Origin of the sequence: Streptomyces sp. NBC_00691 (genome assembly GCF_036226665.1) — a bacterium.
GTDB lineage: Bacteria > Actinomycetota > Actinomycetes > Streptomycetales > Streptomycetaceae > Streptomyces.
Genome location: NZ_CP109007.1, coordinates 921,311 through 946,401, shown reverse-complemented (window position 1 = coordinate 946,401; position 25,091 = coordinate 921,311). Strand labels below are relative to the sequence as shown.

Here is a 25,091-nt window from a genome sequence, read left to right as displayed (position 1 = left end):
CCCTTCGGCGGCGGTCGGTTCGCGCGGCGGGAGGGACGCCGCACGGCGAACGGCGACGCGCCGCACCCCCCGGAGGAAGTGCGGCGCGTCGCCGTGCCGGTGGGCGGGCCGGGATCAGACCGCCGGGGCCGGGAAGGTCGGGTACTCGACGCCGGAGACGTGCTGGACGACCCGGATGACCTGGCACGAGTAGCCGAACTCGTTGTCGTACCAGAGGTAGAGGATCGCGTTGTCGCCGTCGACCTTGGTCGCGCCGGCGTCGACGATCGACGCGTGGCGCGAGCCCACGAAGTCCATCGAGACGGCGTCGGGGGCCGTGGTGAAGTCGATCTGACGCTTCAGCGGCGAGTGCAGAGAGACGTCGCGCAGGTACTCGAGGACCTCGTCGCGGGTGGTCTCGCGGCCCAGGCGCAGGCTCAGGATGGCGATCGACACGTCCGGGACGGGGACGCGGATCGAGCTGCCCGTGATCGGGGCCTTGAGCTCCGGCAGCGCCTTGGCGACGGCCGAGGCGGCACCGGTCTCGGTGATCACCATGTTGAGCGGCGCGGAACGGCCGCGGCGGTCCGCCTTGTGGTAGTTGTCCAGGAGGTTCTGGTCGTTCGTGAACGAGTGGACCGTCTCCACGTGACCGCGCAGCACGCCGTACTCGTCGTCCATGGCCTTCAGCGGCGGCACGATCGCGTTGGTGGTGCAGGAGGCGCAGGAGAGGATCTGCTCGTCCGGCTTGATCGTGTCGTGGTTGACGCCGTGCACGATGTTCGGCACGTCACCCTTGCCGGGCGCGGTCAGGACGACCTTGTCGATGCCGGGGCGCAGGTGCTTCGACAGGCCCTCGCGGTCACGCCACTTGCCGGTGTTGTCGATCAGGATGGCGTTCTCGATGCCGTACGCCGTGTAGTCGACCTCGGAGGGGTCGTTGGCGTAGATCACCTTGATCGTGTTGCCGTTGGCGACGATCGTGCTGTTCGCCTCGTCGACCGTGATCGTGCCCTGGAACTGACCGTGGATCGAGTCGCGGCGCAGCAGCGAGGCGCGCTTGACCAGATCCTGCTCGCCGCCGCCGCGGACGACGATCGCGCGCAGGCGCAGACCGTTGCCCGAGCCGGCCTTCTCGATGAGGAGGCGGGCGACGAGGCGGCCGATGCGGCCGAAGCCGTACAGGACGACGTCGCGTCCGTCGCGGCGCTCGATCTTGTTCTCACCGGTCGCACCGGCGACGGCCTCGGCGGTGAACTCCTCCACCGTGAGACCGCGGTTGTCGGTCTTGTACTCGGCGGCCAGCATGCCGATGTCGATCTGGGACGGGCCCAGGTCGAGGGTGGTGAGCGTCTGGAGGAACGGAAGCGTCTCGGTGACCGACAGCTCCTCGCCGGCGATCTGGCGCGCGAACCGGTGGGTCTTGAGGATGCTGACCACCGACTTGTTCACCAGGGAGCGGCTGTGGACCAGGACGGTGATGTCCTGCTCCCGGTGCAGCTTCCCGATGATCGGGATCATCGACTCCGCGATCTCCTCGCGGTTCTTCCAGCTGGTGAACGAGTCGTCATTGACAGTCACAAGTTTATCTTTCGAGCTAGGCGGCGCTCATATGGTAACCCCCGGCCCGTTTGCTCCATCGGAGGGGTGCCGAACGTCACGTCCGACGCCCCCACTGCCACGTTCCGGGGCTGCCACCAGGCCGTATCTCAGCCCGACCGCCTCGCCGCCAGACGCCGTTCGAGGGCCGTCCGGCGCTCGGGCCACTCCTCGGCGATGACCGAGAACACGGCGCTGTCGCGGAGACGGTCCTCCTCGCCCGGCGCCCAGGAGCGCGACCAGTTCCGCAGGACACCCTCGAAGGTCGCCCCCACGCTCGCGATGGCCGCCCGGGAACGGGCGTTGCGGGCGTCCGTCTTCAGGTCCACCCGGGCCACCTCCCAGCTCTCGAAGGCGTGCCTGAACAGCAGGTACTTGGCCTCGGTGTTCACCCCCGTGCCCTGCGCGGAGGCCGCGAGCCAGGTGAAACCGATCTCGATCGCGCAGAGGCCCGCACCGGACCGCCACCGCCGCGGGTCCCAGAAGGAGGTGTGGCCGACCACGCGGCCGGTCGCCACGGCCACCTGCGCGTACGGGGCGAGGAGACCGTCGGCGGCGCGGCCGAGCTGCGCGTCGATGTACGCCCCGACCCCCTCCCGGTCCGGCACCGAGGTGAATCCGTAGCTGTCCCGGTTCTCCTCCGCCGCCTCGGCGAGCCCCGGGGCATGGTGGTGCCCGAGCGGCTCCAGGCGCACCAGCGCGCCCTCCAGGACCGGTCCTTCGAGGGTGAATCCCATCGTCCGCACTCCTTGCGCCTCGCACCCCGTCAAAGATCGTTCGTTCGGGTGCAGGCTCGCAGAGCCGCCGCCGCGAGGCACGCGGATTTCGTGGCGCGGTCAGCGGAAGGCGAGGGTCCGGAAGACCTCCCTTACCCGGGCCAGCGGGCCGGGGTCCCTGGTCAGCCGGAGGCGGTTGGTGAGCAGGACCGCCCAGCGGTCCCGGCTCGGCGAGACCCACATGCCCGTGCCGGTGAAGCCGAAGTGCGACCAGACGTCGTCCGCGGGTGCCGTGCCCGGCGCCGGGTGCCAGAACAGGCCGCGGGGAGGTTCGAGGCCGCCGGTGCGGACGCGGAGCGAGCCGGCCGTCCACTCGGCGGAGAAGACCCCGGGCACCGGGGCGAGGAGGTGACGGAGGAACCGCCCGACGTCGCCGGTGGTCGTGAAGACCCCCGCGATCCCGCAGGCGCCGCCGAGCAGCCGGGCCGAGAAGTCATGGACGGTGCCCTTGAGGTGCCGGCCGCTCTCCTCGTCGTACTCGGTGGGCGCGCAGCGCTCCTTGAGCGGGGCCGCCAGCGGACCGTACCGGGTCTCCGCCATCCCGAGCGGGCTCCAGACGCGTTCCTCGGCGAGCCGGGGGAGCGGGCGGCGCGTGAGGTGCTCGGCGAGGAACCCGAGGATCAGGGCCGCCCGGTCGGTGTACGCGACGGCCTCCCCGGGCCGGTGCCGGAGCCGCTCGGCGAGGACGCCGTCCCGTACGTCCTGCGGATCGGATCCGTACAGGTGCCGGAGGTTGGCGCGGAGCGGCATGCCGGCGGTGTGGGTGAGGAGGTGATGCGCCGTCACGTCGGCGAGCGGCCGTCCCGCCGCCTCGGGCCAGTAGTCGCCCAGTGGGGCCGTCAGGTCGATCTTCCCGGCGTCGACGAGCGTGCCGACCACGGCCCAGACGGCCAGCACCTTGGTGAGGCTCGCCACGTCGAACAGCGTGTCGTGGCGCATCGGCTCGCCGGGCCGCTCCGGGTCGAGCAGGCCGACGGCCCCTTCGGACACCGTCGTACGGCCGTGCCCCACGGCCCAGACCATGCCCGGGCACACACCCGCGCGCACGGCGTCGTCGAGGAGCCGCTCGAAGGGGTCGCTGCGCTGCGCCAAGGCGGGCCTCCGGACGGTTGAGGGCGGCCCTGGCCTGGTGGGCCGTGCTCCGGAGTCATGCCCCGACCGTGCGGGAAGACACCCTTCCGGGCATCCGTCTCCCCGCCGGCCGCGCGCCGGTCACCTGGCGTCCGTCTCCTTGTCGGGCTGGTCGACCGGCTTGCAGGTGACCTCGTCGCGCGGGGTGTAGTGGGTCTTGAACGTCTCCCGCTTGACCTCGGCGCCGTCGTTCTTGAAGACCCGGTCGACCGCGATGTCGAAGCCCTGGAGCGGTGGCTGCGGCACGCAGGCCTTGCCGGTTCCCTCGGCCTTCTTCGGTTCCGTGAGGTTGGTGCGCTTCCCGGCCACCGCCTCCACCGAGTCGTACTTCTTCGTCCCGAGGAAGCTCACGGTGACGGACGTGTCCGTGGCGCCCGCCTTGATGTAGATCGGCTTCCCGGAGTCGTTGCGGAACTTCAGGTCGAGCTGGCCCCACGCGACGGTCGCCTCGCGGCCGGCCGGGTAGCGCTCGATGTAGAACGAGTGGGCGCCGTACTCGACGGGCTTCACCCCGGCGAAGAACATGGCGTTGAACATGGTGGTGGCCATCGCCGACACGCCGCCGCCGGGTGCGGAGCGGTACTGGCCGTCCAGGATCATCGTGCCGTCGACGAAGCCGTTGTCCGGGGTGCGCTCGCCGACCGTCTTGTTGAAGCTCCACACCTCGCCGGGCTGCACGATCGAACCGTTGATGAGCTCCGCGGCGCGGCCGATGTTCGTCGTCCGGTACGGAGCGGCCGGGAAGTTCACCGTGTACGTCGACATCTGCTCGGTGATCCCGAGGCGCGCCAGGGACTGGGACGACAGCTCGGGCTGGGTGACCGTGGTGGCCACGGAGGCGGTACGCGCTGCGGCGCCGGACCGGGTGAGCAGGGGGCTCACGGCGTCGCCGAGGGCCTTCGCGGTCACCTCGTGGCCCGGCCTGCCCTCCGACTCCACGACGACCTTGCCGTCGCGGACGCCGAGGGTCGCCTCGACGGGCGCGCCCGTCAGGGAGGAGATCGGGTCCGCCACGTCCGGGTCGCGCAGCAGCGCCTCGGCGTCGAGGGCGGCGGTCAGCCGGCCCGCGTCGTTCTTCACGGTGAGGTGGTCGCCGAGGGTGGCGGCGGAGATCCGCAGCCGGTCGGCGCCCGCCGTGAGCGTCACCGGTCCCGAGACGGCGGGCCTGGCGTACGTGTCGAGGAAGCGGTTCACCTCGGCCGCGGGCAGCTTCGGCTCGGTCACGGAGACGGGCAGCGTGACCGGCGAGGCGCCGGTGGTGGCGGGATAGGCGGCGCGCAGCGTCTCGACCGCCTTGCCCGTGTCCAGCTTCTGACCGGCGACGGGGTGGGTCGCGACGGCCTTGCCCTCGCGGAAGGCCACGGCCCCCTCGCGCACCGTGCGGTCGTTCTTCTGGGCCAGCTCGGCCACGGCGGCGTTCGCCTTGTCCGCGTCGTACGCGAGGACCGGCTCGATCTCGCGGTCGCCGGACGAGAAGAGCCGTCCGATGACGGTGAACGGGTCGCGCGCGGGATCGGCCGCCAGTTCGGCGGTCTTCGCCACGTCCACGGTGAGACCGGCGGACACCGGGGCCACGGTGGAGGTGCGGTCACCGACCCGCACGGGTATCGGCGCGCTCCACGCGGCCGGGGCCTCGGCCGCCAGCTTGGCCTCGGCGTCGGCACGGCTCATGCCGCCGATGTCCACGCCGCCGACGCGGGTGCCGGCGGATATGTCGTCACCGGTGGCGACGAGCCCCGCCACGTACAGGCCGCCCGCGGCGACGGCGACCACACCCGTCGCGATCGCCGCTGTCCGGAGACGCGGACGGCGCCCCTCGCGGGGCGTCGGGGCATGGTGGGTCGTGGAGCGGGGCACGCGCTCTCCCGTGGCGTCGAGGATCAGGGGAACACCCGACGGTACGCCGAAAGAGTGTCTTATGCACATAAGGCCGGTTTGACCTGCGGGGATACGGAGGGCAGCGGAGGCGGTACGGAGAGTCTCCGGGGTCGGGGGCGAGGCGGGTCCCGCCCTTCCCCGCGCCCTAAGCTGGACCGATGCCTGCCCCGTCCCCGAGCACCGGGCCCCAGTCCGTAGACCGGGCCCTCGCCGTCCTCGACGCCGTCGCCGACGCCGACCGGCCCGTCGGGGCGAAGGCGCTGGCCAGGCGGCTCGGCTGTGCCCTCTCGACCGTCTACCACCTCACCGGGCCCCTGCTCGCCCGCGGCTACCTCGTCCGCACCGCAGAGGGGTACGCCCCGGGGCCACGCGTCCCCGCCCTGCACCGCTCGCACCAGCGGCACCACGGGCTCGGCGCCGGCACCGGGGACCTCCTCGGCCGGCTGCGGCGCGCCACGGGCGCGGAGGCGTACCACACCGCCTACCGCGACGGCCTGATCACCGTCGTGGACACCACCGCCCCGGTCACCGACGCCGCGCATCCCTTCACGCCGGGACCCGAGCAGCGCGCCCACGCGACCGCCCACGGCAAGGCCCTGCTCGCCGCGCTGCCGCGCCCGCTGCGCCGTCGCTACCTCGCGGAGCACGGGATGGCCCGCTTCACCGAGCGGACCATCACCAGCGCCGAGCGCTTCGAGGCCGAGGTCGACCGGGTGCGCGGGCAGGGCATCGCCGTGTCCGTGGGCGAGGCGGACCTCGCGTACACCTGTCTCGCCGTCGCGCTGCCCGAGCGCGGCGACGGCATCGTGCACGCCCTGTCCGTCTCGCTGCCGACCGCCGACTTCGGGCGGCGGCAGGGCGAGATCCGGGCGGCGCTCACCCGGGCCGCGCCGGAGTTTCCGGCCCTGCCGGAATCCTGAGCGGGCCGAGTGGCCGCGCGGGCCGACGCGTCGCAGGCTTACCGCATGATCTTCATCGCCGTACGTTTCACCGCCCGCCCCGACCACGCCGACCGCTGGCTCGACCTGGTGGCCGACTTCACCCGCGCCACCCGCGAGGAGCCCGGCAACCTCTTCTTCGACTGGTCCCGCAGCGTCGACGACCCGAACGTCTTCGTCCTCCTTGAGGCCTTCGCGGACGCCGCGGCGGGCGCGGCCCACGTCGCCTCCCCGCACTTCACGGCCGGTCTCGAGGCCATGGCCGGGGCCATCGCGTCCACTCCCGAGATCATCAACGTCGAGGTCCCGCAGCAGGGCTGGGGCGCCATGGCGGAGCTCGCCCCGACCGGCGCCTGAGCGTTCCCCCGGCCGGCGTGAGAGCCGTCCCGGGCGGCCCGGGGCCACGGGCCCCGGGCCCGTCCGCCGTGCCCCGGGGACGGCCCCGCCCCGCCTGATAGGTTCGCGTCCACACGCAGGCGGGGGCGGCGGCCCGAGGGGAGAAGCGGCACATGGCGGTGAGCGGGCGGCAGACCGGCAGGCCCACCCTCGAGGAGGTCGCGGCCAGGGCCGGAGTCGGCCGCGGCACCGTCTCGCGGGTCATCAACGGCTCCCCCCGGGTGAGCGAGCAGGCCAAGGCGGCCGTCGAGAGGGCCGTCGCCGAACTCGGCTACGTACCCAACAGGGCCGCCCGCGCCCTGGCCGGCAGCCGGACCGACGCCGTCGCGCTCGTCATCCCCGAGACCGAGGCCCGGCTCTTCGCGGAGCCGTACTTCCTCGACATCATCCGCGGCGTCAGCAGCGAACTCGCCGACGCCGACAAACAGTTGCTGCTCACCCTGATCCGCAGCGAGCAGGAGCGGCAGCGCTTCGAGCAGTACCTGGCCGCCCAGCGCGTCGACGGCGTCCTCCTCGTCTCCGTGCACGCCGCGGACCCCCTGCCCGACCAGGTCCGGGCCCTCGGCCTGCCCGCCGTCCTCAACGGCCGCCGCACCGAGGACGAGCGCGTCGCCTTCGTCGACTCCGACAACACCGGCGCCGGCCGCACCGCCGTCGCCCATCTCGCCGCGCGCGGCCGCCGCGCCGTCGCCACCATCACCGGACCGCTCGACATGTACGTGGCCCGCTGCCGACTCGACGGCTACCGGGAGGGCCTGGCGGAGGCGGGACTCGACGCCGACGAAGAACTCGTCGCCACCGGGGACTTCACCGAGGAGGGCGGACGGCGCGCGATGCGCGAACTCCTCGACCGCCGACCGGGCCTGGACGCCGTCTTCGCCGCCTCCGACGTCATGGCCGCGGGCGCGCGCGGCGTTCTGCGCGAGGCGGGCCGCCGGGTCCCCGAGGACGTGGCGCTCGTCGGCGTCGACGACTCCGCCGTCGCCCGGCACATGGACCCTCCGCTGACCAGCGTCCGGCAGCCCATCGAGGAGATGGGCCGCACCATGGCCCGGCTGCTCCTCCAGGAGATCGCCGAACCCAGCGAACCGGACGAGCAGCCCCGCCAGATGCTCCCGACGGAACTCGTGGTCCGCGCCTCCTCCTGACGCCGGGCCACCGCGCTCCGGCCGCCGCGCGAACGGCTCCGAGATGCAGGTGCCCCGGGGGCCCCGGAGAATGGACACCGTACGGGGTCCAATCCGTGAAAGGGCGCTCCCGACGGCGTCCGTCCGACCCGCAAGGGGGCGGTCGACGATGTCGCTGCGCCAGCCGAACCGGCCGCTCACCCCGACCGGGAGACTGCGCCGATGGACTCTGCTGTACCTCCTGGCCGTTGCCGCGCTGACGGTCGGCTATCTGCAGTTCCCCGCGCGGCACACCGTGCTGTGGGCGCTCATCGGCCTCGGCGGGGTCGTCGCCATCCTCGTCGGCGTCCATCTCCACAAGCCGTCCCGCCGCTGGCCCTGGCTGGTGCTCGCCGCCGCCAACCTCGCGTTCGTGGGCGGCGACACGGCGTACAACGCCCTGGAGGCCTTCTTCGGTCAGACCAGGCCGTTCCCCTCCGTCGCCGACGCCCTGTACCTGGCCACGTACCCGCTGTTCGCCATCGGCCTGTTCGGCTTCATCCGCTACCGGGCCGTCGGCCGCGACCTGGGCGTCGTCCTCGACGCGCTGATCCTCACCTCGGGTCTCGCCCTGCTCTCCTGGGTGAACCTCATCACCCCGCTCGCCAGGAGCGAGGACATGAGCTGGATCGAGAAGGCCATCTCCATCGCCTATCCCCTCGGCGACGTCCTGATGCTCGCCATGCTCGCCCGGCTGCTCGTGCCCGGCGGCCTCAGATCGCGGTCCGTGCAGCTCCTCACCCTCGGCACCTGCGGCATCCTCGCCTCCGACGTCATCTACGGCACACTCCAGCTGCGGGGCACCTGGCAGGTCGGCACCCCCTGGGACCTCGGCTGGGTCGTCTTCTTCACCGCCTGGGGCCTCGCCGCGCTCCACCCCTCGATGACAGGGCTCACCGAACGCGCGCCCGAACCGGCGCCGCACGTGGCCGAGCGACGGCTCGCCCTGCTGGCCGGTGCCTCGCTCGTGGCCCCCGCCCTGCTGCTGTTCCAGTCGCTGCGGGACGACCGGGATCAGGACATCGCCGTCATCGCGATCTTCTCGGCGCTGATGTTCCTGCTGGTCCTCGCCCGGCTCTGGGGCATGATGAACGACCACGGCAAGGCCGAGGCGCGCGAACGCAGCCTCCGGATGGCCGCCGCGTCCCTCGTCGCCGCCCTGAGCCCCCGCGAGGTCGCCGGGGCCGTGGAGACGGCGTCCGCCACCCTCTTCGGCCCCGGCACCGGGCACCGGGTCCTCCTGCTCACCCGAGACCGCCGGGGCGGCCTGAGCGGCGTGGCCACCCCCGGCCACCCGTGGAGCTGCCGCACGGACGAGCTGACCCGGCCCTCGGCTTCCGCGCCCCGGCCGTCGAGCGGACCCGCGCCACCGCCGGCGAACGGCCCGGCCCCGCCCGCGAACGCGGCGGGCGGGAAGGGCCACCCCGCCGCCGCGGGCCCGGCCCGTCCGTCCGCCGAGCCCACCCGCCCCGCCGACGGACAGCCCCACCGGCAGCCCGGGAGCGCCTGGCCCGAGACCCTCTCCGAGGGCACCCGGCTCCTCCCCGTGTCCCGGCTCGCCCCCGCCGTCGCCGCGGAACTCGCCCCCGAGAGCTTCGTCCTGCTCTGCCCCCTGGAACTCCAGGCCCCGGCGGGCCCCGAACCGCTCCTCGGCGTCCTCCTCATCGCCGGACCCGAGAAGAAGCTCGCCGAGATATCCGGCCCCGCCCAGTCCCTCGCCTCCCAGGCGGCCCTCGCCCTCGAACGCTTCGCCCTCAGCGAGGAGGTCAACCGCCGCACCAGCGAGGCCTACTTCCGTACCCTCGTGCACAACACGTCGGACGTCATCCTCATCGTCGACGACGATGACACCGTCCGGTACGCGAGCCCCTCCGCCGAGTCCATGTTCGGCCGCTCCCTGCTCCCCGGCACCCCCCTCACCGACCTCGTCGCCCCCGCCGACACGGCCGCCGCCCTGCGCGTCCTGGCCGACGTCCGCACCCGCGCCGCCGTCGATGCCCGGGACGACTGGAAGCTCCTCCACGGCGGCTCGGCCGACCTGGAGGTGGAGGTCCGCTGCAGCAACCTCCGCGACGAGCACACCGTGCACGGCCTCGTCCTCACCCTCCGCGACGTGACCGAACAGCGGAAGCTGGAACGCGAGCTGACCCACCGGGCCTTCCACGACTCCCTCACCGGGCTTCCCAACCGGGTCCTGCTCCTCGAACGCGTCGAGCGGGCCCTGCTCAGGGGGCGCCGCGAATCCACCCTGACCTGCATGCTCTTCGTCGACCTCGACGACTTCAAGGTCGTCAACGACACCATGGGCCACTCCGTGGGCGACGAACTCCTCGTCGCCGTCGCCCGCCGCCTGACCTCCGTCCTGAGGCTCACCGACACCGCCGCGCGGCTCGGCGGCGACGAGTTCGCCGTCCTCATCGAGGGCGCCCGCGAACCCCGCGACGCCGAGACCCTCGCCGCGGAGATCGTGCACACCCTGAGCCAGCCCTTCCACCTCACCGACGGAGCCGTCTCCGTGTCGACCAGCGTCGGCATCGCGACCGTCCTCGACAGCGCCCACGCCGAGGAACTCCTCGGCCACGCCGACCTCGCCCTGTACGCGGCCAAGGCGGCCGGGAAGAAGCGGTGGCGGCTCTTCCACCCCGAGTTCCACTCCCGGCTCGTCGCCCGGCACGAACTCCAGGCGGGCATGGACACCGCCATCGCCGACCACGCGTTCGCCCTGCGCTACCAGCCCATCGTCGAGGTACGGGACGGCGCACCGGCCGGCCTCGAAGCGCTCATCCGCTGGCCGCACGCCCGTCGCGGCATGGTCCCGCCCGACCAGTTCATCGCCCTGGCCGAGGAGAGCGGCCACATCATGCCCCTCGGCGCCTGGGTCCTCGAACACGCGGCGCTCGACATCGCCCGCTGGCAGCGCGCCCGCCCCCGGAAGACCCCGTTGTACGCCAGCGTCAACGTCTCCGCCCGCCAGTTCCGCGACCCGGGCTTCCTCGAAGGCGTACGCCGCACCCTCCGCTCCTCGGGGCTCGCGCCCGGCTCGCTCGTCCTGGAGCTGACCGAGACCGTCCTGATGCGCAGGGACGCCCAGATCAGGACCACCATGGCCGCTCTGAAGGACCTGGGCGTCTCCATCGCGATCGACGACTTCGGCACCGGCTTCTCCTCGCTCAGCTACCTCCGCGAGTTCCCCATCGACGTCCTGAAGGTCGACAAGTCGTTCATCGACAACATCACGACCGACCCGCAGCAGGTGGCGCTCGTGGAGGGCATCGTCCGTATCGCCGACGTCCTCGGTCTCCAGGTCGTCGCCGAGGGCATCGAGCATGAGGAACAGCGGGCGCTCCTCGCCGAGATGGGCTGCCGCTACGGGCAGGGCTATCTCTTCGCCCGCCCCATGACCGCCCATCAGGCCGAGTCCTATCTGCACCGGGCCCCGCCGTCCGGCGAGCGCCCGCCGGCCAGGCCCGCCGTCCGCCCCGCCGCCCGGGCGGGACGCCCTCCGCGCGCCTCCCGCTGGCGCGACCTCGAACACCTCCACCGGACCAGCCGGATGTGCGACGCCGTCATCGACGAGATCGACGGCCGCCGCATCCGGGTCGGCGACGACTGGCTCATCGACTTCGCCTCCTGCAACTACCTGGGCCTCGACCTCGACCCCACGGTCATCGACGCGATCGAGCCGGAGGTCAGGCGCTGGGGCACCCACCCCAGCTGGTCCCGGCTCATCGGCAGCCCCCGGCTCTACCCCCGGATCGAGGAGCGGCTCACCGAACTCCTCGGCGCCCCCGACACCCTGCTGCTGCCCACCATCACCCTCATCCACCAGTCGGTGATCCCGCTCCTCGCCGGCACCGGACAGGTCTTCGTCGAGGCCCAGGCCCACCGCACCGTGTACGACGGCTGCGTCGCCGCCCGCGGCCAGGGCGCCGAGATCCACCGCTTCCACGCCGACCGGCCCGGCGAACTGGAGGCGCTGCTCCGCGGCGCGCCCGCCGACGCGAGCCGCCTCATCTGCATGGACGGCGTCAACAGCATGACCGGAAACTTCCCCGACCTCGCCACCCTCCACCGGATCTCCCGCGAGAACGGCGCCCTGCTGTACATCGACGACGCCCACGGCTTCGGAGTCATCGGGGAGCGGCTGCCCGGCGAGACCAGCCCCTACGGATCCCGCGGAAACAGCATCGTCCGCCACCTCGGCGAGACCTACGACGACCTGGTCCTGGTCGGAGGCTTCTCCAAGGCGTTCTCCTCGCTGCTCGCCTTTCTCGCCGTCCCGAAGTGGCTCAAGGACCATCTCAAGGTGGCGGCGGCCCCGTACCTCTACTCCGGTCCCTCGCCGACGGCCTCGCTCGCCACCGCCCTCGCGGGACTCGAGGTCAACGACGCCCGCGGCGACGAGATCCGGGCCGGGCTGTACCGCAAGACGGCCCGCGTCCTCGACCACGTCCGTGCCTTGGGCGTCGCCACGCCCAACACCGACGGACTGCCGATCATCGAGATCCCGCTCGCCGACGCCGACGACCTGGACGCGGTCGCCGCCTTCCTCTGGGAGCACGGCATCTACGTGACGCTCGCCTCGTACCCGCTCGTCCCGCGCGACCGGGTCGGCTTCCGCGTCCAGGTCACCGCCGCCAACACCGACGAGGAGATCGAGGAGCTCTGCGCGGTCCTCACCGAGCTGGCCGGGCGCTTCACCCTGCAACCCGCCCCTGCCGTACGGCCCTCCGCCCTCACGGCCGGCCGGACACCGGAGCCGCCGTGATGGGCACGACGCACGTGCGCCACAACCGCGACGCCGACTGGGACGCCTGGCCCGTCACCGACTACCTCGCCGAGAACTACCGCCGCCTCCACCCCTGCGACATCGGCGTCATCCACCACCACGCGGCCGTCTACCGGCAGATCGCCCCCGGCAGCCTCGCCCGCACCCTCGAACTCGGCGCGGGCCCCAACCTCTACCCCCTGATGCTCGCGGGCGCCGCGAGCCGTCGCGTCGACGCCCTCGAACCCGGCGCCGCCAACCTCCGGTATCTGCGCCGCCAGCTCGACCGGGGTCCCGACGCCAGCTGGCGGCCCTTCTACGCGCTCTGCCGCTCCCTCGACGCCGCGCTCCCCGAGAGCGCCGCGGAGGCCTTGCGCCCGGTGCGGGTCGTGCCCGGCACCGTCGACGACGTGGTGCCCGGCGCCTACGACCTCGCCTCGATGAACTTCGTCGCCGAGAGCGTCACCGAGGACGCCGGGGAGTTCACCCGGATCTGCGACGCCTTCGTGCAGGCCGTCCGCCCCGGCGGCCGGCTCGTCGCCGCCTTCATGGAACGCATGCCGAGCTATCGCATCGGCGCGGGACCGCTCTGGCCCGCCTGCCCGGTCGACGAGGCCGCCCTCCGGGCCGTCTTCGCACCCCGCACCAGCGTTCTGCGGATCGCCCGGGTCGACAAGGACCCCACGCTGCCCGAGTACGGCGACACCGGCATCCTGCTCCTCAGCGCCGAGCGGCCGGCCGGGCCCCCGACCGCTCCCGACGCCCCCGCGCCTCAGGGGTGACGGCTGATCGTCTCCGCGTACTCATCGAGGGACGAGCCGGGCGTCCCGTCGTACAGGTTTCCGTCGAAGGCCCACATCAGGCCTTCGAGACCGCAGGACGCCATCTGCCGGTAGGCCGTCTCCGTCACTCCGGGCCGGTATGGGGAGACCTGCGGCCCGGCGCTCTCCCCGGTCAGCCGGGTGAAGCCGGCGCTCCTGGCCACCGCCACCACCCACCGGGCCGAGGACCAGTCGCGGACCAGCGCGTCGTTCGGGGCGGCGGCGAGGTCCGTCTTCGCGTCGGCGGGCGCGCAGCCGTTGTCCACGGGGTCGCCCGTGCCGTCCACCAGGGCGGTGGTGACGATCCGCACCGAGTCCCGGTGCTCGACCAGGGGGAGCGTCAGGAAGAACCCGGCGCCGCGCGACACGAGCCGGATCGACGGCGAGCCCACGAGCCCGGCGTCGACCGCCGCCCGCATGTCCGAGGGGTAGAAACCGCCCCCGGGGATGAGGACCTTGAGCAGTCCCTCGTACCCGAGCGAGGTGTACAGGTCGAGCTGCCAGTTCACGGCGCCCGCCAGCTTCCCCACGTACCAGTCGTACCAGCGGGCCACCTGTTCCGGGGTGAACGGCTTCCCGTGGTAGGTGCGTTCCCCGGGGCGCCACCCCGGGTACGGGGTGCTCCGCTGGGCGTGGCTGTCGTACGCCCAGAAGGCGCCGGGGCCGCCGTCCTCCGAGGTCGGGCCGGGATAGGCGAACTCGCCGCTCGCGTTGACGCCGACGCGGATGGCCCAGAGGCCGTCGAGACCGATCAGCCGGTCCACCGCGCGCGCGTACTCGGCGACGTGCTCGCGCACGGGCTCGCTGAACACGATGTTGGGGGTGTCGGTGGACCGCTCGCCGAACTGGTTCAGATAGACCGATTCCGGGAACTCGTCCGGCAGCCACCGCGGCGGGTCGTTGAGGCCGAGCCCGGCCTCGACCCGCAGCCCCGCCTCGTGGAAGACCTCCAGCCGGTCCCGCACCTCGCGCGCGTAGTCCTCGTCGTACACGCCCGGCTCCGGCTCGAACCTGCTCCAGTCGATCGGGAGATGGGCGACCCGGATGCCGTGCTCGTACTCGGTGACCGCCCGGTCCGGGTCGGTCTGGAGCGTGCCGTACAGGTACGGCTCCGGATCCGGCTGTCCGACCACGCCCCCCGTCGGCAGCAGGAGCACGGCGAGCACCACCAGGGCGACCGGCGCACCCCGGGGCCCCCTCCACCGCGGGGCCGTCATGACAGCAACTCCCGGTACAGGGCGGCGTACCGGGCCGCGAAGCGTTCGGGGCCGAAGTGGTCCTCGACGAGAGCCCGGCCCCGGTCGGCGAGCATGTCCCAGGAGCGCGGCTGGTCCAGCAGCCAGGCCAGCTGCTGGCCCGTGCGGCGCGCGTCGCCCGCCGGGGCCCGCAGCACCGCGTGGCCGAAGTCCGCCCACTGGGGGAGGTCGCTGAGGATCGCCGGACGCCCCGAGGCGAGCGCCTGCAGGACGGTCAGCGGGATGTCGGCCTTGCCGCCGAGCACGGCCGGCGGGAACAGCAGCACATGGACGGTGGCGAGCAGCGCGTGCATGTCCGCGACGTAGCCGAGCACCTCGAAGTCCGTGAGCCCCGCGGCGCCCGCGCGTTCGCGCAGCGCCTCGTCGAGCATCGCGGTGTCCTGCCCGGGCCGTCCGCGCATGGCGAGCACCAGCCGGAACCTCGCCCCCGTCCGTACCGCCTCGGCCGCGGCGTCGATCGCCGTCTCCGCCCCGCCGTGCGGATCGTGATGCCCGGCGAACAGGACCACGGGGAACCCCTCGGGGCGCGGCAGGTACGGCCATTCCTCCAGGGAGATCATGGGCGGGATCACCCGCACGTCCCCGAAGTCCGCCGCGCGCAGCCGCCGTGCCATCGACTCGGACAGGGCGACCGTCGTCCCCAGCGGCCGGATGTGCTTGAGGAGACCGGAGTCCATGATCCCCGGCACGGTGTGGACGACGGGTCGCCCACCGAGGAGCAGCGGGCGCAGCCACGAGAAGGCCGGGAAGGTACGGCCGACGGTCAGGAAGGCGTGCACGAGGTCGACCCGGCGGGACCACACGCCCCCGGCGGCCGCGGACTGCACACGCTCGGGCAGGTGCGGCACACCGTCCCGGGAGAGGACGCGGACCGGCCGGCCCCTCGTCGGCGGGGCCTGGCGTCGGCCCGGCCACTGGGAGAGCCAGACGAAGTCCACCTCGGGCAGGACCTCCAGGACGTCGGAGGCGAGCCGGACGTCGCAGCCCTCCGCCCCGTCCAGCGGGCTGCTGGTCAGGAGCAGGACACGGGGCCGGTCACCGCGGCGCATCGCCCGCCCCCGTGATTGCCTGCTCCGGCACCGGGAGCAGCGGACCCGTCACGGCCGAGTCCGGCACCGCGAGTCGCGCCACGTCCGGTCCGGGCAGCGGCGGAGGCAGCGGCGGCGCCGACGGCAGCCGGTACAGCGCGAGCGTGCCGTACGTGGGTCCGTCGAAGGAGAACACCGGCCGCAGTCCGGCCGTCAGCCCTTGCACCTCGGCGAGCGGGGAACGGCCGTACCCCTGCTCGATGACCCGCCACGGCACGAGGACATAGGCGGCGTCGTTCGCGGTCTGCTCCTCGGGTGTCACCCAGTTGCCGAGGCGGTAGTCGTCGCGCAGCACCCAGTTCGTCACGCCCCGGCTCCGCTGGCCGTCCACCGTGACGATCCCGGTGCCCGCCGGTACGTGATCGAGCAGATAGGCGTGCAGCCGTCGGAAGCCGTCGTCGGGCGTCCACCGGTCGTGGGCGTAACTGGCGGCGGGTACGGCGAGCAGGGCCCCGAGGATGCCGAGGGTGACGTAGCGCCGTGCGGCCCGTTTCCGGGACGGCATCGGCACGGTGACCGCGAGGGCCACCAGGTTCGGGACGAACAGCAGGTACAGCGCCTGTTCCTCCAGGGTGCCGATACCGACCGCGTACCCCAGGGTCACGATCGCCGAGGCGTGGAAGAGCGCGAGCAGCCGGTACACCGGCTCCTTGCGGCGCAGCAGCAGGAAGAGGGCCACCGGGGTGAGGGCGAGCAGCAGATAGGTGCCCGCGAACGCCGGGAGCTCGTCGAGGAACCGGTCCGAGAGCGGGGGCGCGCCCGCCGCGTTGAAACCGGTCTCCTGAACGAGCCCGAGCAGCCGCCGCACCCCGGCCGTCTTCGCTTCCCAGAACTCCTCGAAGTGTCCGAACACGGCGATCAGGAACAGGTACACGGCGTACGAGGCCACGGCGACGGCGCCGGTGAGGGCGACGAGACGCCGGGGCGGTCCCCAGCCGAGGATCAGGGCGGCGCACAGGGGCAGCAGGGTGATCAGTACCGCGTGGTCCTTCGTCAGGATCGCCAGCCCGAAGAACAGCCCGGCGAGCAGCGCCCGGGCGCGTGGCCGGGTGGGTGGATCGGGCCGTGCGAGGCCGACCAGGACCAGGTAGCCGGCGAGGATCCAGACCATCGTGGAGGTCTCCAGGAGCACCCGGTCGTTCTGGCGGATGCAGTAGGCGTCCAGGGCGAACACGAGGCCCGCGACGACACCCGCTCCGCGCGACCGCACCCGGGCGACGAGGAAGACGATGAGGGCCGCGGTGACTCCGGCCAGGAGGGCGTTGAGCACCCGGGAGGAGTGCACGCCCGCGATGATGCCGGTGTGCTCGCCGACCACCTTGGTCCAGCCCGCCTCCAGATAGAAGTAGCCGGGCGGGTGGAGGAAGAACGTGCCCTCGTCGGTACGGGGGAAGCCGCCGGCGGCCGCGCTCTCGCCGAGCCGCCGGTAGATCGGCTCGTCGACGAACACGTCGCCCGACTGCCCGAGTCGCGTCAGACGCAGGACCGTGGTGAGCAGTCCCACCGCCGCCGCGTACACGAAGGTCGGCAGGGTGCCGAGCCGCAGGCGCAGGCGCGTGGGCCTGGGCGTGGGCGTGGGCACGGGTGGGACCGGTGCCGCCGGTTCGTCCCGGGTGCCCTGCGGATCGGTGCGGGGGAGGGTCATGAGACGCCTCCGGCGGCGCGGACCCCGATACCTGGGCCGTGTGTGCGGGCCGGCCTCGCCGCCGTCCACCCGGACCGCGGCAGCAGGTACACCTCGGGCACGCGGGGGACGACGCCGCCGGGGAACAGCGCGTCGACCTGTGTCGCGTACCCCCGGATCAGTTCGGCCTTCCGGTCGAGCCCGCGCTGCCAGGAACGGGCCACCAGCCGGTGCCTCGCGGTGAAGCGGGCGTCGGGGGAGGCGTGCTGGTCGTACGGGAAGTCGCTGTAGTAGACGACCCGGCGGCCCGCGCGCTCGGCCGCGGTGCGGACGAGGACGTGGTCGGCGTGCCCGCCCACGCCCAGCGGGGCGAGGACCAGGCCGCCGGTGCGGCCGGGAAGCAGTTCGTCGATGACGGCACCGACCAGGCGCAGGGTCTCGGCGTCGTGCGGTGAGACCCGGCCGCGGGAGAGGTGCAGCCGGTACGTCGGGTACACGTGGGCCACCTCGGGCAGCCGCGGGGCGAGTCGCCGCGCGGCGGGACCCGGCCGCGGCAGCCGCCGGAACAGCCCGTCGACCAGGCCGACATGGCGGCAGCGGACGTCGAGGCGCTCCAGGACCCGCCGGTCCTCGGCACGCCGCTCGGCGAACAGCTCCTCCGCGTCGTCGGCGCCGATCTGCTTGAGGTACTGCCGGCCGGAGAGGGTGTACGGCGGTGGCGCGGCCTCCGTGAACAACGAGGCGATCGTCACCGGCGCCCGGCGCCCCGCCCAGCCGAGCAGCCCGCCGCAGGACAGCACGGCGTCGTCCAGGTGGGGCGAGAGCACCAGGATCGGCACGTCCGATCCGACGAGGGTCCGGACGAAGCTGGTCAGCGGGTCGTCAGCCACGACGCACCCCTCTTCCTCGGCCGCCGTGCGGAGGCGGGTGTGTCCAGAAGCCGGTGGGCGAGGGCCAGGTAGCGACCCGTCATCTCGTCCCACGTGTAGTGCTGGGAGGCGATCACCGAGCGCCGTCCGAGACGGCGGCGGAGCGCCGGGTCCGTGGCCAGCTCGCTCATCCGCTCCCCGAGGGCCGCCACGTCGAACGGCGGGACGGCCACATCGCCGCCGTCGCGCATCCAGCGCAGTGCCGGCAGGTCGAAGTGGAGGACGGGCTTGCCGTACGACATCCCTTCGAGGGCCACCAGGCCGAAGGTCTCGTGCCGGGACGGCATCACCAGGAAGGCACTGTCGAGGAGGAGTCGGCGCTTGCGTTCCTCGCCCGCGTACCCCACCCAGCGGATCCGGGGTTCCGGTCCGTGGTCGTGGGCGGCGACCAGTGCGGCGAGCCGGCGCTCCTCGGCCGGGGTGCCGCTGCCCGCGAGCAGCAGGTCCATCGGGGGCCGGGCCCGCTCGTACGCGTCGAGGAGCAGGTCGAGGCCCTTGACCCAGGTGTCGATCCGCCCCAGGAACAGGATGAACCGCCCGGACCCGAGCCGGTTCTCGTCGAGGAGGCGCTGCTCGACCCCGTTCGCGATCACCTGTACGTCGGCGCGCGGGCTGAGCCGTCGGACCACCGCTCCGTCGGCGGCGTTCATCACCACGATGTGCCGGTAGCAGCGCAGCCCGAGCCGCTCGACCAGGAAGAAGGGGATGTGGTAGCGCCGCCACAGCGCCTCGGCGCTGCGGCCCTGGTCGATGCCGACCACGGGCGCGCCCGTCGTCAGCGGCAGGAAACTCGTCGAGAACGGGGGCGTGAAGCTCTCCAGCCACAGGTCGTGCCGGATCCGGCGGGCCACGAACGGCAGCAGCGTCAGGAACAGCAGTTGTCCGGCGCGTGGGCCGGCCCGGCCCACCGGCAGCCGGACGTACCGGATGCCGTTCCGGTCCTCGCTGCCGGCGTTCCTGCCCGCCGTCACGACCGTCACCCGGAAGTCCTGGGCGAGCCGGCGGGCGATCTTGCCGATGACCAGGGCCCCGCCGCCCCGGTAGGCGGGGTTCTCCGCGTCGTCGTAGATCGACACCACGACATGGCGCTTCTGCCCGTCCTCGTGCCCGGCCCGGTCGCGCTCGCGCATCGTGTCCAGGATCCGGCCGAGGGCCTCGCCCGCGACCAGGGACGGAGCCCGTTCGCCGTCGAGCCGCGCGATCCGCGGCAGCCGCCGCGCCCAGCTCCGGTAGCGGGCCCACCAGGCCGTCGGGGGCCCCGCGATCTCCTCCCAGCCCCGCCCTTGCAGGGTGGCGGGCCCGGTCTCCACGAGCAGCGTCAGACCGTAGCGGTCGGCGATCCGGCGGAAGACGGACGCCGCCGCCGAACCGGCCGGCAGATGGAACTTCACCAGGGCGTCGAGCGGACCCCGGTCGGTGAGGACGACGGCCTCACCGCCCCGCGCGCGCGTCCTGGCCCGCAGGCCGGCGGCCGCGATCCGGGCCGCCAGCTCACCGGCGTCCAGGAACGCGTGGGCACGGTGCAGCCCGGATCCCCGGCGCTCGGGATCCGTGGCGCGCCGTGCCCACCCGTCCCCACCCGGTTCCGTCCGTTCCTCCACCCTGGGCGGAACCGGGAACCTGCGGCACAGGAAGCAGCCGTAGCAGTGGAAGGCGACGACCGTGACACCTCGTTCGCCGAGCAGCGCCGTCAGCCGTGCGACCAGCGAGGACTTGCCGGCGCCGTCCGGTCCGGACACGGCGACGAGAAGCGGGCCTCGTGCGGTCGTCACGGCACTCGCCTCCGCAGCTTCTTGGTCACCACGAGCGGCACCCGAAGCGAGGCCTCGCGGGTCGCGGCACGCAGGCGGCCCTCGCCGAGGAGATGGCCGGAGTGCTCGGCCCCGACCCGGAGCGAGGTCCGCACCGGGAGCGGAAGGGGCAACGGGACGTATGCGCCCCGGTCGAGTCGCGCCATCGCCTCGACGGCGGCGTCGAGCGCCTCGCGTCCGCCCGCGCACCAGCCCTCGCGGGCGGCCTCGTGGTGTGCCTCGGCCACGACGTCGGGCTGGAGCAGGGACCGCAGGGCGAGCAGTTCGGACAGGTCGAGGGTCAGGTTCTGGAAGAGGGCGTGCGCCAGCCAGATCCGCAGCCGGTCGGAGGGGCACGGAGTCAGCCAGGAGCAGCCGTCGGCGCGGACCCTGGCATGGCCGTTCACGGGGCCGCGCGCGTCGCCGTCGACCGGTCCGCGCACGTCGCCGTTCACGGGGCTTCGCACGTCCACGTTCGGACGGTCGTGGTCCTCGGGCCGTTCGGCGCGGGCGAAGAGCCGGTCGGTGGGCACCACCGGCACCCCGAACCACGAGACCGAACCGTGCAGATGGGCCGCCGGGCCGTCCGGGGGCTCCAGGAGCACCTTCGACGACCGTTCCAGCCAGTACGTCGTGCGGTGCGCGTACCAGCCGTCGAGCGCGTCCTGCGCCGCCCACAGGCGCCCCGGAGGCACCACCAGGTCGAAGTTGCCGTACACGTAGTCCCCGGCGAGATCGGCCTTGATCAGGACGGTGGGGATGCCCGCCGCCCGCAGCCGCTCCGTCGACTCGACGAGGTTCCGCCGGAACAGCCCGGTCGCGCTCTCCACCTCGGTGAGCGTCCGCGCGAGCTGACGGGGGTACGCGCGGGCCAGCCGGCCCTCGACCTGGTTGCGCCGGGCCGCGGCCAGCGCGCCGTCCAGCTCCTCGTCTCCGGCGGGCCGGACCCGGCCCCGCCAGACGGCGTCGACGAGAAGCTGAACGGAACGCTCGTCGTGGACCGCGGCCCGGGTCTCTCGCGCCCCGGCCGGTGGCGTCAGCGCATTCATCACAGACTCCTTCGCGGTCTCCGCCACGGGTTGCCCGCCCGGGCCCGCGCCGCCGGCATCGTCCGGGGCGCCCTCCATGGAATCGGTCGCGGCGACGGGTGCTCCGCGCCGTCCGAAGAACCGCCACAGCGCGATCACCGTGACCGCCAGCGCGGCCACGAACCAGACGACGGTGTAGGGGCGGAGCAGTGCGAGGCCCCCGGCGAGCGCCAGCAGCGGCAGCACCACCCGGCCGAACGGCCGCTCCGCGACCCCGAAGCCGTGGCGGCGGGCATGCCGGACGGCGAGCAGGGCCAGGGCGGCGACCGTCCCGCACAGCCCGCCGATCGCCATGCCGAGCACACCGCCGGTGGCCCAGCCGACCGCCAGCCCGGTCACGTACAGGCCGAGCCCCACGAGGAGTGTCCGCAGGCAGGCGTAGTCGTCCACGGCCTGCGCGAAGGTCACGAGCAGGGCGAGCGCGCCGAGTGCCAGGCCGGACGTCGCCGTACAGGCCATGAGGGTGGACACCATCGCGTACCCGGGCGGGAAGATCGTGGTGAGCAGGCCGCCGGGCACCGTGGCGGCCACCACGGTCAGGGGCAGTGCCACGGTGAGGTACATCCGGAGCGCGCTCGCCGTCAGCGGATCGCCCGAGCGCCGCCGCGAGAGCGCCGGCAGGAAGGCGATCGAGACGGCACCGGCGAGGAAGAGCGGGACCCGGCCGAGCATGACCGCCGCCTGGTAACTGGCGGCCGCCGCACGGTCGGTGGGCAGCATCGCGACCAGGACGATGTCCATGGCCGCGAGCAGCGCCACGACTCCCTGCAGCGAGGCCACGCCGGACGCGCGGCGCCACAGCGCGCGGTCCGCGCTCACCGCCCGCCACGGGCGGTGCGTCCCGCCGCGGAAGCGGCGCGGCCAGAAGAACACGTACGGCACGACGGCGACCGCGAAGGCGGCGAGGGCGCCCGTCTCGCCGAGGCCGAGCGCGGACACGAAGAACAGGCCGATGCCGAACTTGAGGGCGGCCTCCACGGTGGTGAGGACCGCGAGGGTCCGCAGCCGTTCGGTGCCCTGGAGCCAGCCGGCGCTGACCCGGGTGACGTAGATGGCGAGAGTGGCGCCCGCGATGACGAGCGTCGTCGGCGTGCTCGCGAAGCCCATCGACACACAGCCCACCGCGAGCGCCGCGACACCGCCGCCGGCGATGGCCGTGATCACGGCGAACCGGACCGCCTCGCCGCGCTCGGTGTCCGAGGTGGACCGCGCGAGCGCCTGCGCCAGCATCCAGGGCACGGTGACCACGGCGACCGCCGCGGTGCACACCACGAGGCCCTGACCCGCGGCGAAGGTGGCGTACCCGGAGACGTCGAGCAGCCGGGTGAGTATCAGGGTGTACCCGTAGTTCAGCGCGCCGACCAGGACCACGGCGGTCGCGATCCAGCGCGCGCCGTGGACCGCGGTGACCTCGTCCTGGAGGACGACGGCCGACCGCTCCGCGACGGGCCCGGCGGCGGTCACGGCCGCCGCCCGCGGGCCTGGCCCGGAGCCGGGCCGTCGCCGGGTTCCGCCGTGCCGAGCAGGACGACGTGGCCGTTCGCCAGGGCGATGTCGGCCTCGGAGACGTCGAGGCGGCTCAGCGCGTTCAACGCCCGCACCTCGTCGCAGCCGTGGAGCAGCAGCCGGAAGGCGTCGCCCTCCCGGTGCCAGGCGTCGGTCTGACGCAGGGAGTTCCGCACCGCGCGCTCGGTGCTCTCGGGGTCGGCGGAGGTGAACCGGGTGAGTACGGAGAGGTCGCTGGCCGAGCGACGGGAGCGCCGGTGCCGGTGGATGCGCTGGAGGTCCTCCAGGACGACCTGGGCGAGCCGTTCGGCGCTGGCGTCCCAGGAGAAGGCGGCTGCCCAGGAGCGGCAGCGCGCCGCGGTGAGCGACCGTGCCTCGGGGGTGGACAGCGCGTCGAGTGCGGAGGCGACACCGGCCGCCAGGTCGGCGTCGGGGTCGAGGAGCCAGCCGTTGACCCCGGGCCGGATCGCGTCCCGCAGCCCCGGCACGTCGAAGGCGAGCGCGGGGGTGCCGACGGCGTTCGCCTCGATGACCGCGAGGCCCCAGCCCTCGGCCACCGACGGCACGACCGTCAGCCACGCCCGGTGGAACAGCTCCTCCCGGCGTTCGTCGCACACGTACCCGTGGAACTCGACGGTGGAGGCGATGCCGAGGTCGGCGGCGAGCTTCCGCAGCGACTCGCCCTCCGGACCGTCCCCGCAGAGGTCGACGCGGAGTTCCGGCCAACGGCGCCGCAGCGCGGGCACGGCGCGCAGGATCAGGTCGACCCGCTTCTGCGGCACGAGCCGGCTGACCACGGTGAGGGCCGGGGTGGCGGACCGCTGCCCGGTGGGGGCCGTGAGCCCCTTGCCGGGACGCCCGTTGGGCACGATGTGGATGGGGTTGCCGAAGCCGAGTTCGCGCCGGGTGCCCTCGCGGGTGGACGGCGACACGACCACCACGGGCCGGCCCCGGTAGACCCGTCGGCTGACCTGCTTCTCCAGGACCCGCCCCACGGAGTTCATGGGCCACCGGAAGCGGGTGTCGAACTGGTGCTGGTGGACGTGGTGGATGACGCAGAGGTCGGCGGTCCAGCGGGGCGTGAACAACGGTGAGAAGAACGGGATCCCGTTCTGGAAGTCGAGCACGGCGTCGTACGCGTGCCGGTTCCGCAACAGGTGCGCCGCCGCCGCGGCGTACACGCCGAAGGTGCCGCCGGCGCGCACCACGCGGATGCCGTCGCGGTACTCGCGGGCGCGCGAGCCGGGGTACCGCGACGAGACGAGGGTGACGTGGGCCCCGGCCGCCGCGAACCGCCGGGCGATCTCCCAGCAGTACGCCTCGGCGCCGCCCGCGTCGGGGTGCGCGGGGTCGCGCCAGTTGAGGAAGGCGAGGTCGGTACGGGCGAGCCGGTCGAGGGCGGTCATCGTCATCACCGGGCCAGCGAGATCCGCAGGAGATCGGCCATCGAGCGCAGTCCGTCGCGCCGTGCCGAGAACGTCGAACCGGGTACGTCGTGCCACACCACCGGCACCTCCACGACGTCCTGCCCGGCCCGCACCACATGGGCGAGCAGTTCCACGTCGAAGGCGAAGCCGTCGATGTGGCAGTCCCGGACGATCGTGTGGGCGAGAGGACCGGAGAAGAACTTGAACCCGCACTGGGTGTCGGCGACTCCGGGAAGCGAGAGCCGCGCGAGCCTCCGGAAGACCAGACCCCCGCCGCGCCGTAGCGCCGACTGCTCCACGTCGAGGTGCGCACCCGGTGCGTGGCGTGAGGCGATGACCGCGCCGTGACCCTCCCGCAGCAGCGTCATCACCCGGTCCAGGGTCTCGACGGGGGTGGCGTTGTCCGCGTCGGCGAAGCCGATGTACCGGGCCGAGGAGGTCTCGATGCCGCGTCGGACCGCAGCGCCCTTGCCCTGCTCGCTGCATCCGATGGCGTGGACCGGTACGGGGGAGTCCGCGAACCGCTCCAGGACGTCGAGGGTGCCGTCGGCGCTGTTGTTGTCGACCACGACGACCGCCGAGGACCAGGGCCGTCCGGCCAGGAAGTCCACCGTGGCGTCCACGGTCGAGGGCAGCCGGCGCTGCTCGTTGTAGGCCGGGATGAGCAGTTCGAGGTCCACCGGCGGTCGGACGAGCCGGCGAGGGAGCGGTGGGAGCGCGCGGGCGGTGGCCATCACGCCTCGCCTCCTCGGGAGAAGGCGCGGGGCGCGGGGCGCACGGGCGCGCGGGTGATCGGTGCGGGGGCGGGACGGCGGGGTCGCGTCTCAGCCGGTCGGGATGGTCCGGATGGTCCGGACGATCCCTCGGAGCCCCGGCTTCGCCGGGCGGCGCGGCTGTGGGTCGTACGACCGCGGCGCCTGCGGGCCGCTCC

The 25,091-nt window shown here is 73.5% G+C and carries 17 protein-coding genes; 5 read left to right on the top strand and 12 right to left on the bottom strand.

The features are described from left to right. Positions 1-114: 114 nt before the first annotated feature. The 4 genes from OG392_RS04140 to OG392_RS04125 all read right to left on the bottom strand — a co-directional run bounded on the left by OG392_RS04140 (position 115) and on the right by OG392_RS04125 (position 5,342). Positions 115-1,560 (bottom strand): glyceraldehyde-3-phosphate dehydrogenase, encoded by a 1,446-nt coding sequence (locus tag OG392_RS04140; protein ID WP_187624257.1) that lies wholly within the window; start codon positions 1,558-1,560, stop codon positions 115-117. A 128-nt stretch (positions 1,561-1,688) separates the two neighbouring features. After that, complete coding sequence (locus OG392_RS04135) at positions 1,689-2,315, bottom strand: GNAT family N-acetyltransferase (protein ID WP_329275678.1); 627 nt, start codon at positions 2,313-2,315, stop codon at positions 1,689-1,691. A 99-nt stretch (positions 2,316-2,414) separates the two neighbouring features. Beyond that, positions 2,415-3,446, bottom strand: a complete 1,032-nt coding sequence (locus OG392_RS04130) for a serine hydrolase domain-containing protein (RefSeq protein WP_329275676.1) — start codon at positions 3,444-3,446, stop codon at positions 2,415-2,417. 120 nt (positions 3,447-3,566) lie between these two features. Further along, positions 3,567-5,342 carry a VanW family protein gene (locus OG392_RS04125; RefSeq protein ID WP_329275674.1) on the bottom strand — a complete coding sequence of 592 codons (1,776 nt, stop codon included), beginning with the start codon at positions 5,340-5,342 and terminating at the stop codon, positions 3,567-3,569. Positions 5,343-5,521: 179 nt separating this feature from the next. Here OG392_RS04125 and OG392_RS04120 point away from each other — a divergent pair, with 179 nt between their 5' ends. The 5 genes from OG392_RS04120 (at position 5,522) to OG392_RS04100 (ending at position 13,413) form a co-directional block, all read left to right on the top strand. After that, positions 5,522-6,283, top strand: coding sequence for an IclR family transcriptional regulator (locus tag OG392_RS04120; RefSeq protein WP_329275671.1), 762 nt, complete (start codon positions 5,522-5,524; stop codon positions 6,281-6,283). Positions 6,284-6,328: 45 nt separating this feature from the next. Beyond that, positions 6,329-6,658: a putative quinol monooxygenase gene (locus OG392_RS04115; protein WP_329275668.1), complete on the top strand. Its 330-nt coding sequence runs from the start codon at positions 6,329-6,331 to the stop codon at positions 6,656-6,658. Between the two features lie 152 nt (positions 6,659-6,810). Further along, a complete protein-coding gene (locus OG392_RS04110; protein WP_329275665.1) occupies positions 6,811-7,845 on the top strand; it encodes a LacI family DNA-binding transcriptional regulator in 1,035 nt (344 codons plus the stop codon). A gap of 148 nt (positions 7,846-7,993) precedes the next feature. After that, positions 7,994-12,631, top strand: a complete 4,638-nt coding sequence (locus OG392_RS04105) for an aminotransferase class I/II-fold pyridoxal phosphate-dependent enzyme (RefSeq protein ID WP_329275662.1) — start codon at positions 7,994-7,996, stop codon at positions 12,629-12,631. Then, the gene (locus tag OG392_RS04100; protein ID WP_329275660.1) at positions 12,631-13,413 is read left to right on the top strand and encodes a class I SAM-dependent methyltransferase; all 783 of its coding nucleotides are present in this window, start codon (positions 12,631-12,633) and stop codon (positions 13,411-13,413) included. Before OG392_RS04105 ends, OG392_RS04100 begins: the two co-directional genes overlap by 1 nt. Here OG392_RS04100 and OG392_RS04095 read toward each other — a convergent pair. From OG392_RS04095 to OG392_RS04060, 8 genes are read right to left on the bottom strand one after another with little or no spacing between them, the layout of a single operon-like run. Beyond that, positions 13,404-14,669 (bottom strand): beta-galactosidase, encoded by a 1,266-nt coding sequence (locus tag OG392_RS04095; RefSeq protein ID WP_329275658.1) that lies wholly within the window; start codon positions 14,667-14,669, stop codon positions 13,404-13,406. The two genes, OG392_RS04100 and OG392_RS04095, sit on opposite strands and share 10 nt — an antisense overlap. After that, positions 14,666-15,757, bottom strand: coding sequence for a glycosyltransferase family 4 protein (locus OG392_RS04090; RefSeq protein ID WP_329275656.1), 1,092 nt, complete (start codon positions 15,755-15,757; stop codon positions 14,666-14,668). Before OG392_RS04090 ends, OG392_RS04095 begins: the two co-directional genes overlap by 4 nt. Beyond that, positions 15,744-17,441, bottom strand: coding sequence for an ArnT family glycosyltransferase (locus OG392_RS04085; protein WP_329275654.1), 1,698 nt, complete (start codon positions 17,439-17,441; stop codon positions 15,744-15,746). The genes OG392_RS04090 and OG392_RS04085 overlap by 14 nt, the downstream gene beginning before the upstream one ends. After that, complete coding sequence (locus tag OG392_RS04080) at positions 17,438-18,310, bottom strand: PIG-L deacetylase family protein (RefSeq protein ID WP_329275652.1); 873 nt, start codon at positions 18,308-18,310, stop codon at positions 17,438-17,440. The genes OG392_RS04085 and OG392_RS04080 overlap by 4 nt, the downstream gene beginning before the upstream one ends. Then, positions 18,292-20,121: a glycosyltransferase gene (locus tag OG392_RS04075; protein WP_329275650.1), complete on the bottom strand. Its 1,830-nt coding sequence runs from the start codon at positions 20,119-20,121 to the stop codon at positions 18,292-18,294. Before OG392_RS04075 ends, OG392_RS04080 begins: the two co-directional genes overlap by 19 nt. Further along, on the bottom strand, positions 20,118-22,691 hold the full coding sequence (locus tag OG392_RS04070; protein WP_329275647.1) for a lipopolysaccharide biosynthesis protein: 2,574 nt from the start codon (positions 22,689-22,691) through the stop codon (positions 20,118-20,120). The genes OG392_RS04075 and OG392_RS04070 overlap by 4 nt, the downstream gene beginning before the upstream one ends. Then, positions 22,688-24,145, bottom strand: a complete 1,458-nt coding sequence (locus OG392_RS04065; protein ID WP_329287052.1) for a glycosyltransferase family 4 protein — start codon at positions 24,143-24,145, stop codon at positions 22,688-22,690. Before OG392_RS04065 ends, OG392_RS04070 begins: the two co-directional genes overlap by 4 nt. Further along, positions 24,145-24,894: a dolichyl-phosphate beta-glucosyltransferase gene (locus tag OG392_RS04060; protein WP_329275646.1), complete on the bottom strand. Its 750-nt coding sequence runs from the start codon at positions 24,892-24,894 to the stop codon at positions 24,145-24,147. The genes OG392_RS04065 and OG392_RS04060 overlap by 1 nt, the downstream gene beginning before the upstream one ends. Positions 24,895-25,091 lie beyond the last annotated feature (197 nt).

Excerpts from the sequence above, each read along its gene's own strand:
- OG392_RS04110 (WP_329275665.1), top strand. The coding sequence starts at position 6,811 with ATGGCGGTGAGCGGGCGGCAGACCGGCAGGCCCACCCTCGAGGAGGTC.
- OG392_RS04105 (WP_329275662.1), top strand. The coding sequence starts at position 7,994 with ATGTCGCTGCGCCAGCCGAACCGGCCGCTCACCCCGACCGGGAGACTG.
- OG392_RS04100 (WP_329275660.1), top strand. The coding sequence starts at position 12,631 with ATGGGCACGACGCACGTGCGCCACAACCGCGACGCCGACTGGGACGCC.
- OG392_RS04060 (WP_329275646.1), bottom strand. The coding sequence starts at position 24,894 with ATGGCCACCGCCCGCGCGCTCCCACCGCTCCCTCGCCGGCTCGTCCGA.
- OG392_RS04095 (WP_329275658.1), bottom strand. The coding sequence starts at position 14,669 with ATGACGGCCCCGCGGTGGAGGGGGCCCCGGGGTGCGCCGGTCGCCCTG.
- OG392_RS04085 (WP_329275654.1), bottom strand. The coding sequence starts at position 17,441 with ATGACCCTCCCCCGCACCGATCCGCAGGGCACCCGGGACGAACCGGCG.
- OG392_RS04065 (WP_329287052.1), bottom strand. The coding sequence starts at position 24,145 with ATGACGATGACCGCCCTCGACCGGCTCGCCCGTACCGACCTCGCCTTC.
- OG392_RS04135 (WP_329275678.1), bottom strand. The coding sequence starts at position 2,315 with ATGGGATTCACCCTCGAAGGACCGGTCCTGGAGGGCGCGCTGGTGCGC.
- OG392_RS04115 (WP_329275668.1), top strand. The coding sequence starts at position 6,329 with ATGATCTTCATCGCCGTACGTTTCACCGCCCGCCCCGACCACGCCGAC.
- OG392_RS04090 (WP_329275656.1), bottom strand. The coding sequence starts at position 15,757 with ATGCGCCGCGGTGACCGGCCCCGTGTCCTGCTCCTGACCAGCAGCCCG.
- OG392_RS04120 (WP_329275671.1), top strand. The coding sequence starts at position 5,522 with ATGCCTGCCCCGTCCCCGAGCACCGGGCCCCAGTCCGTAGACCGGGCC.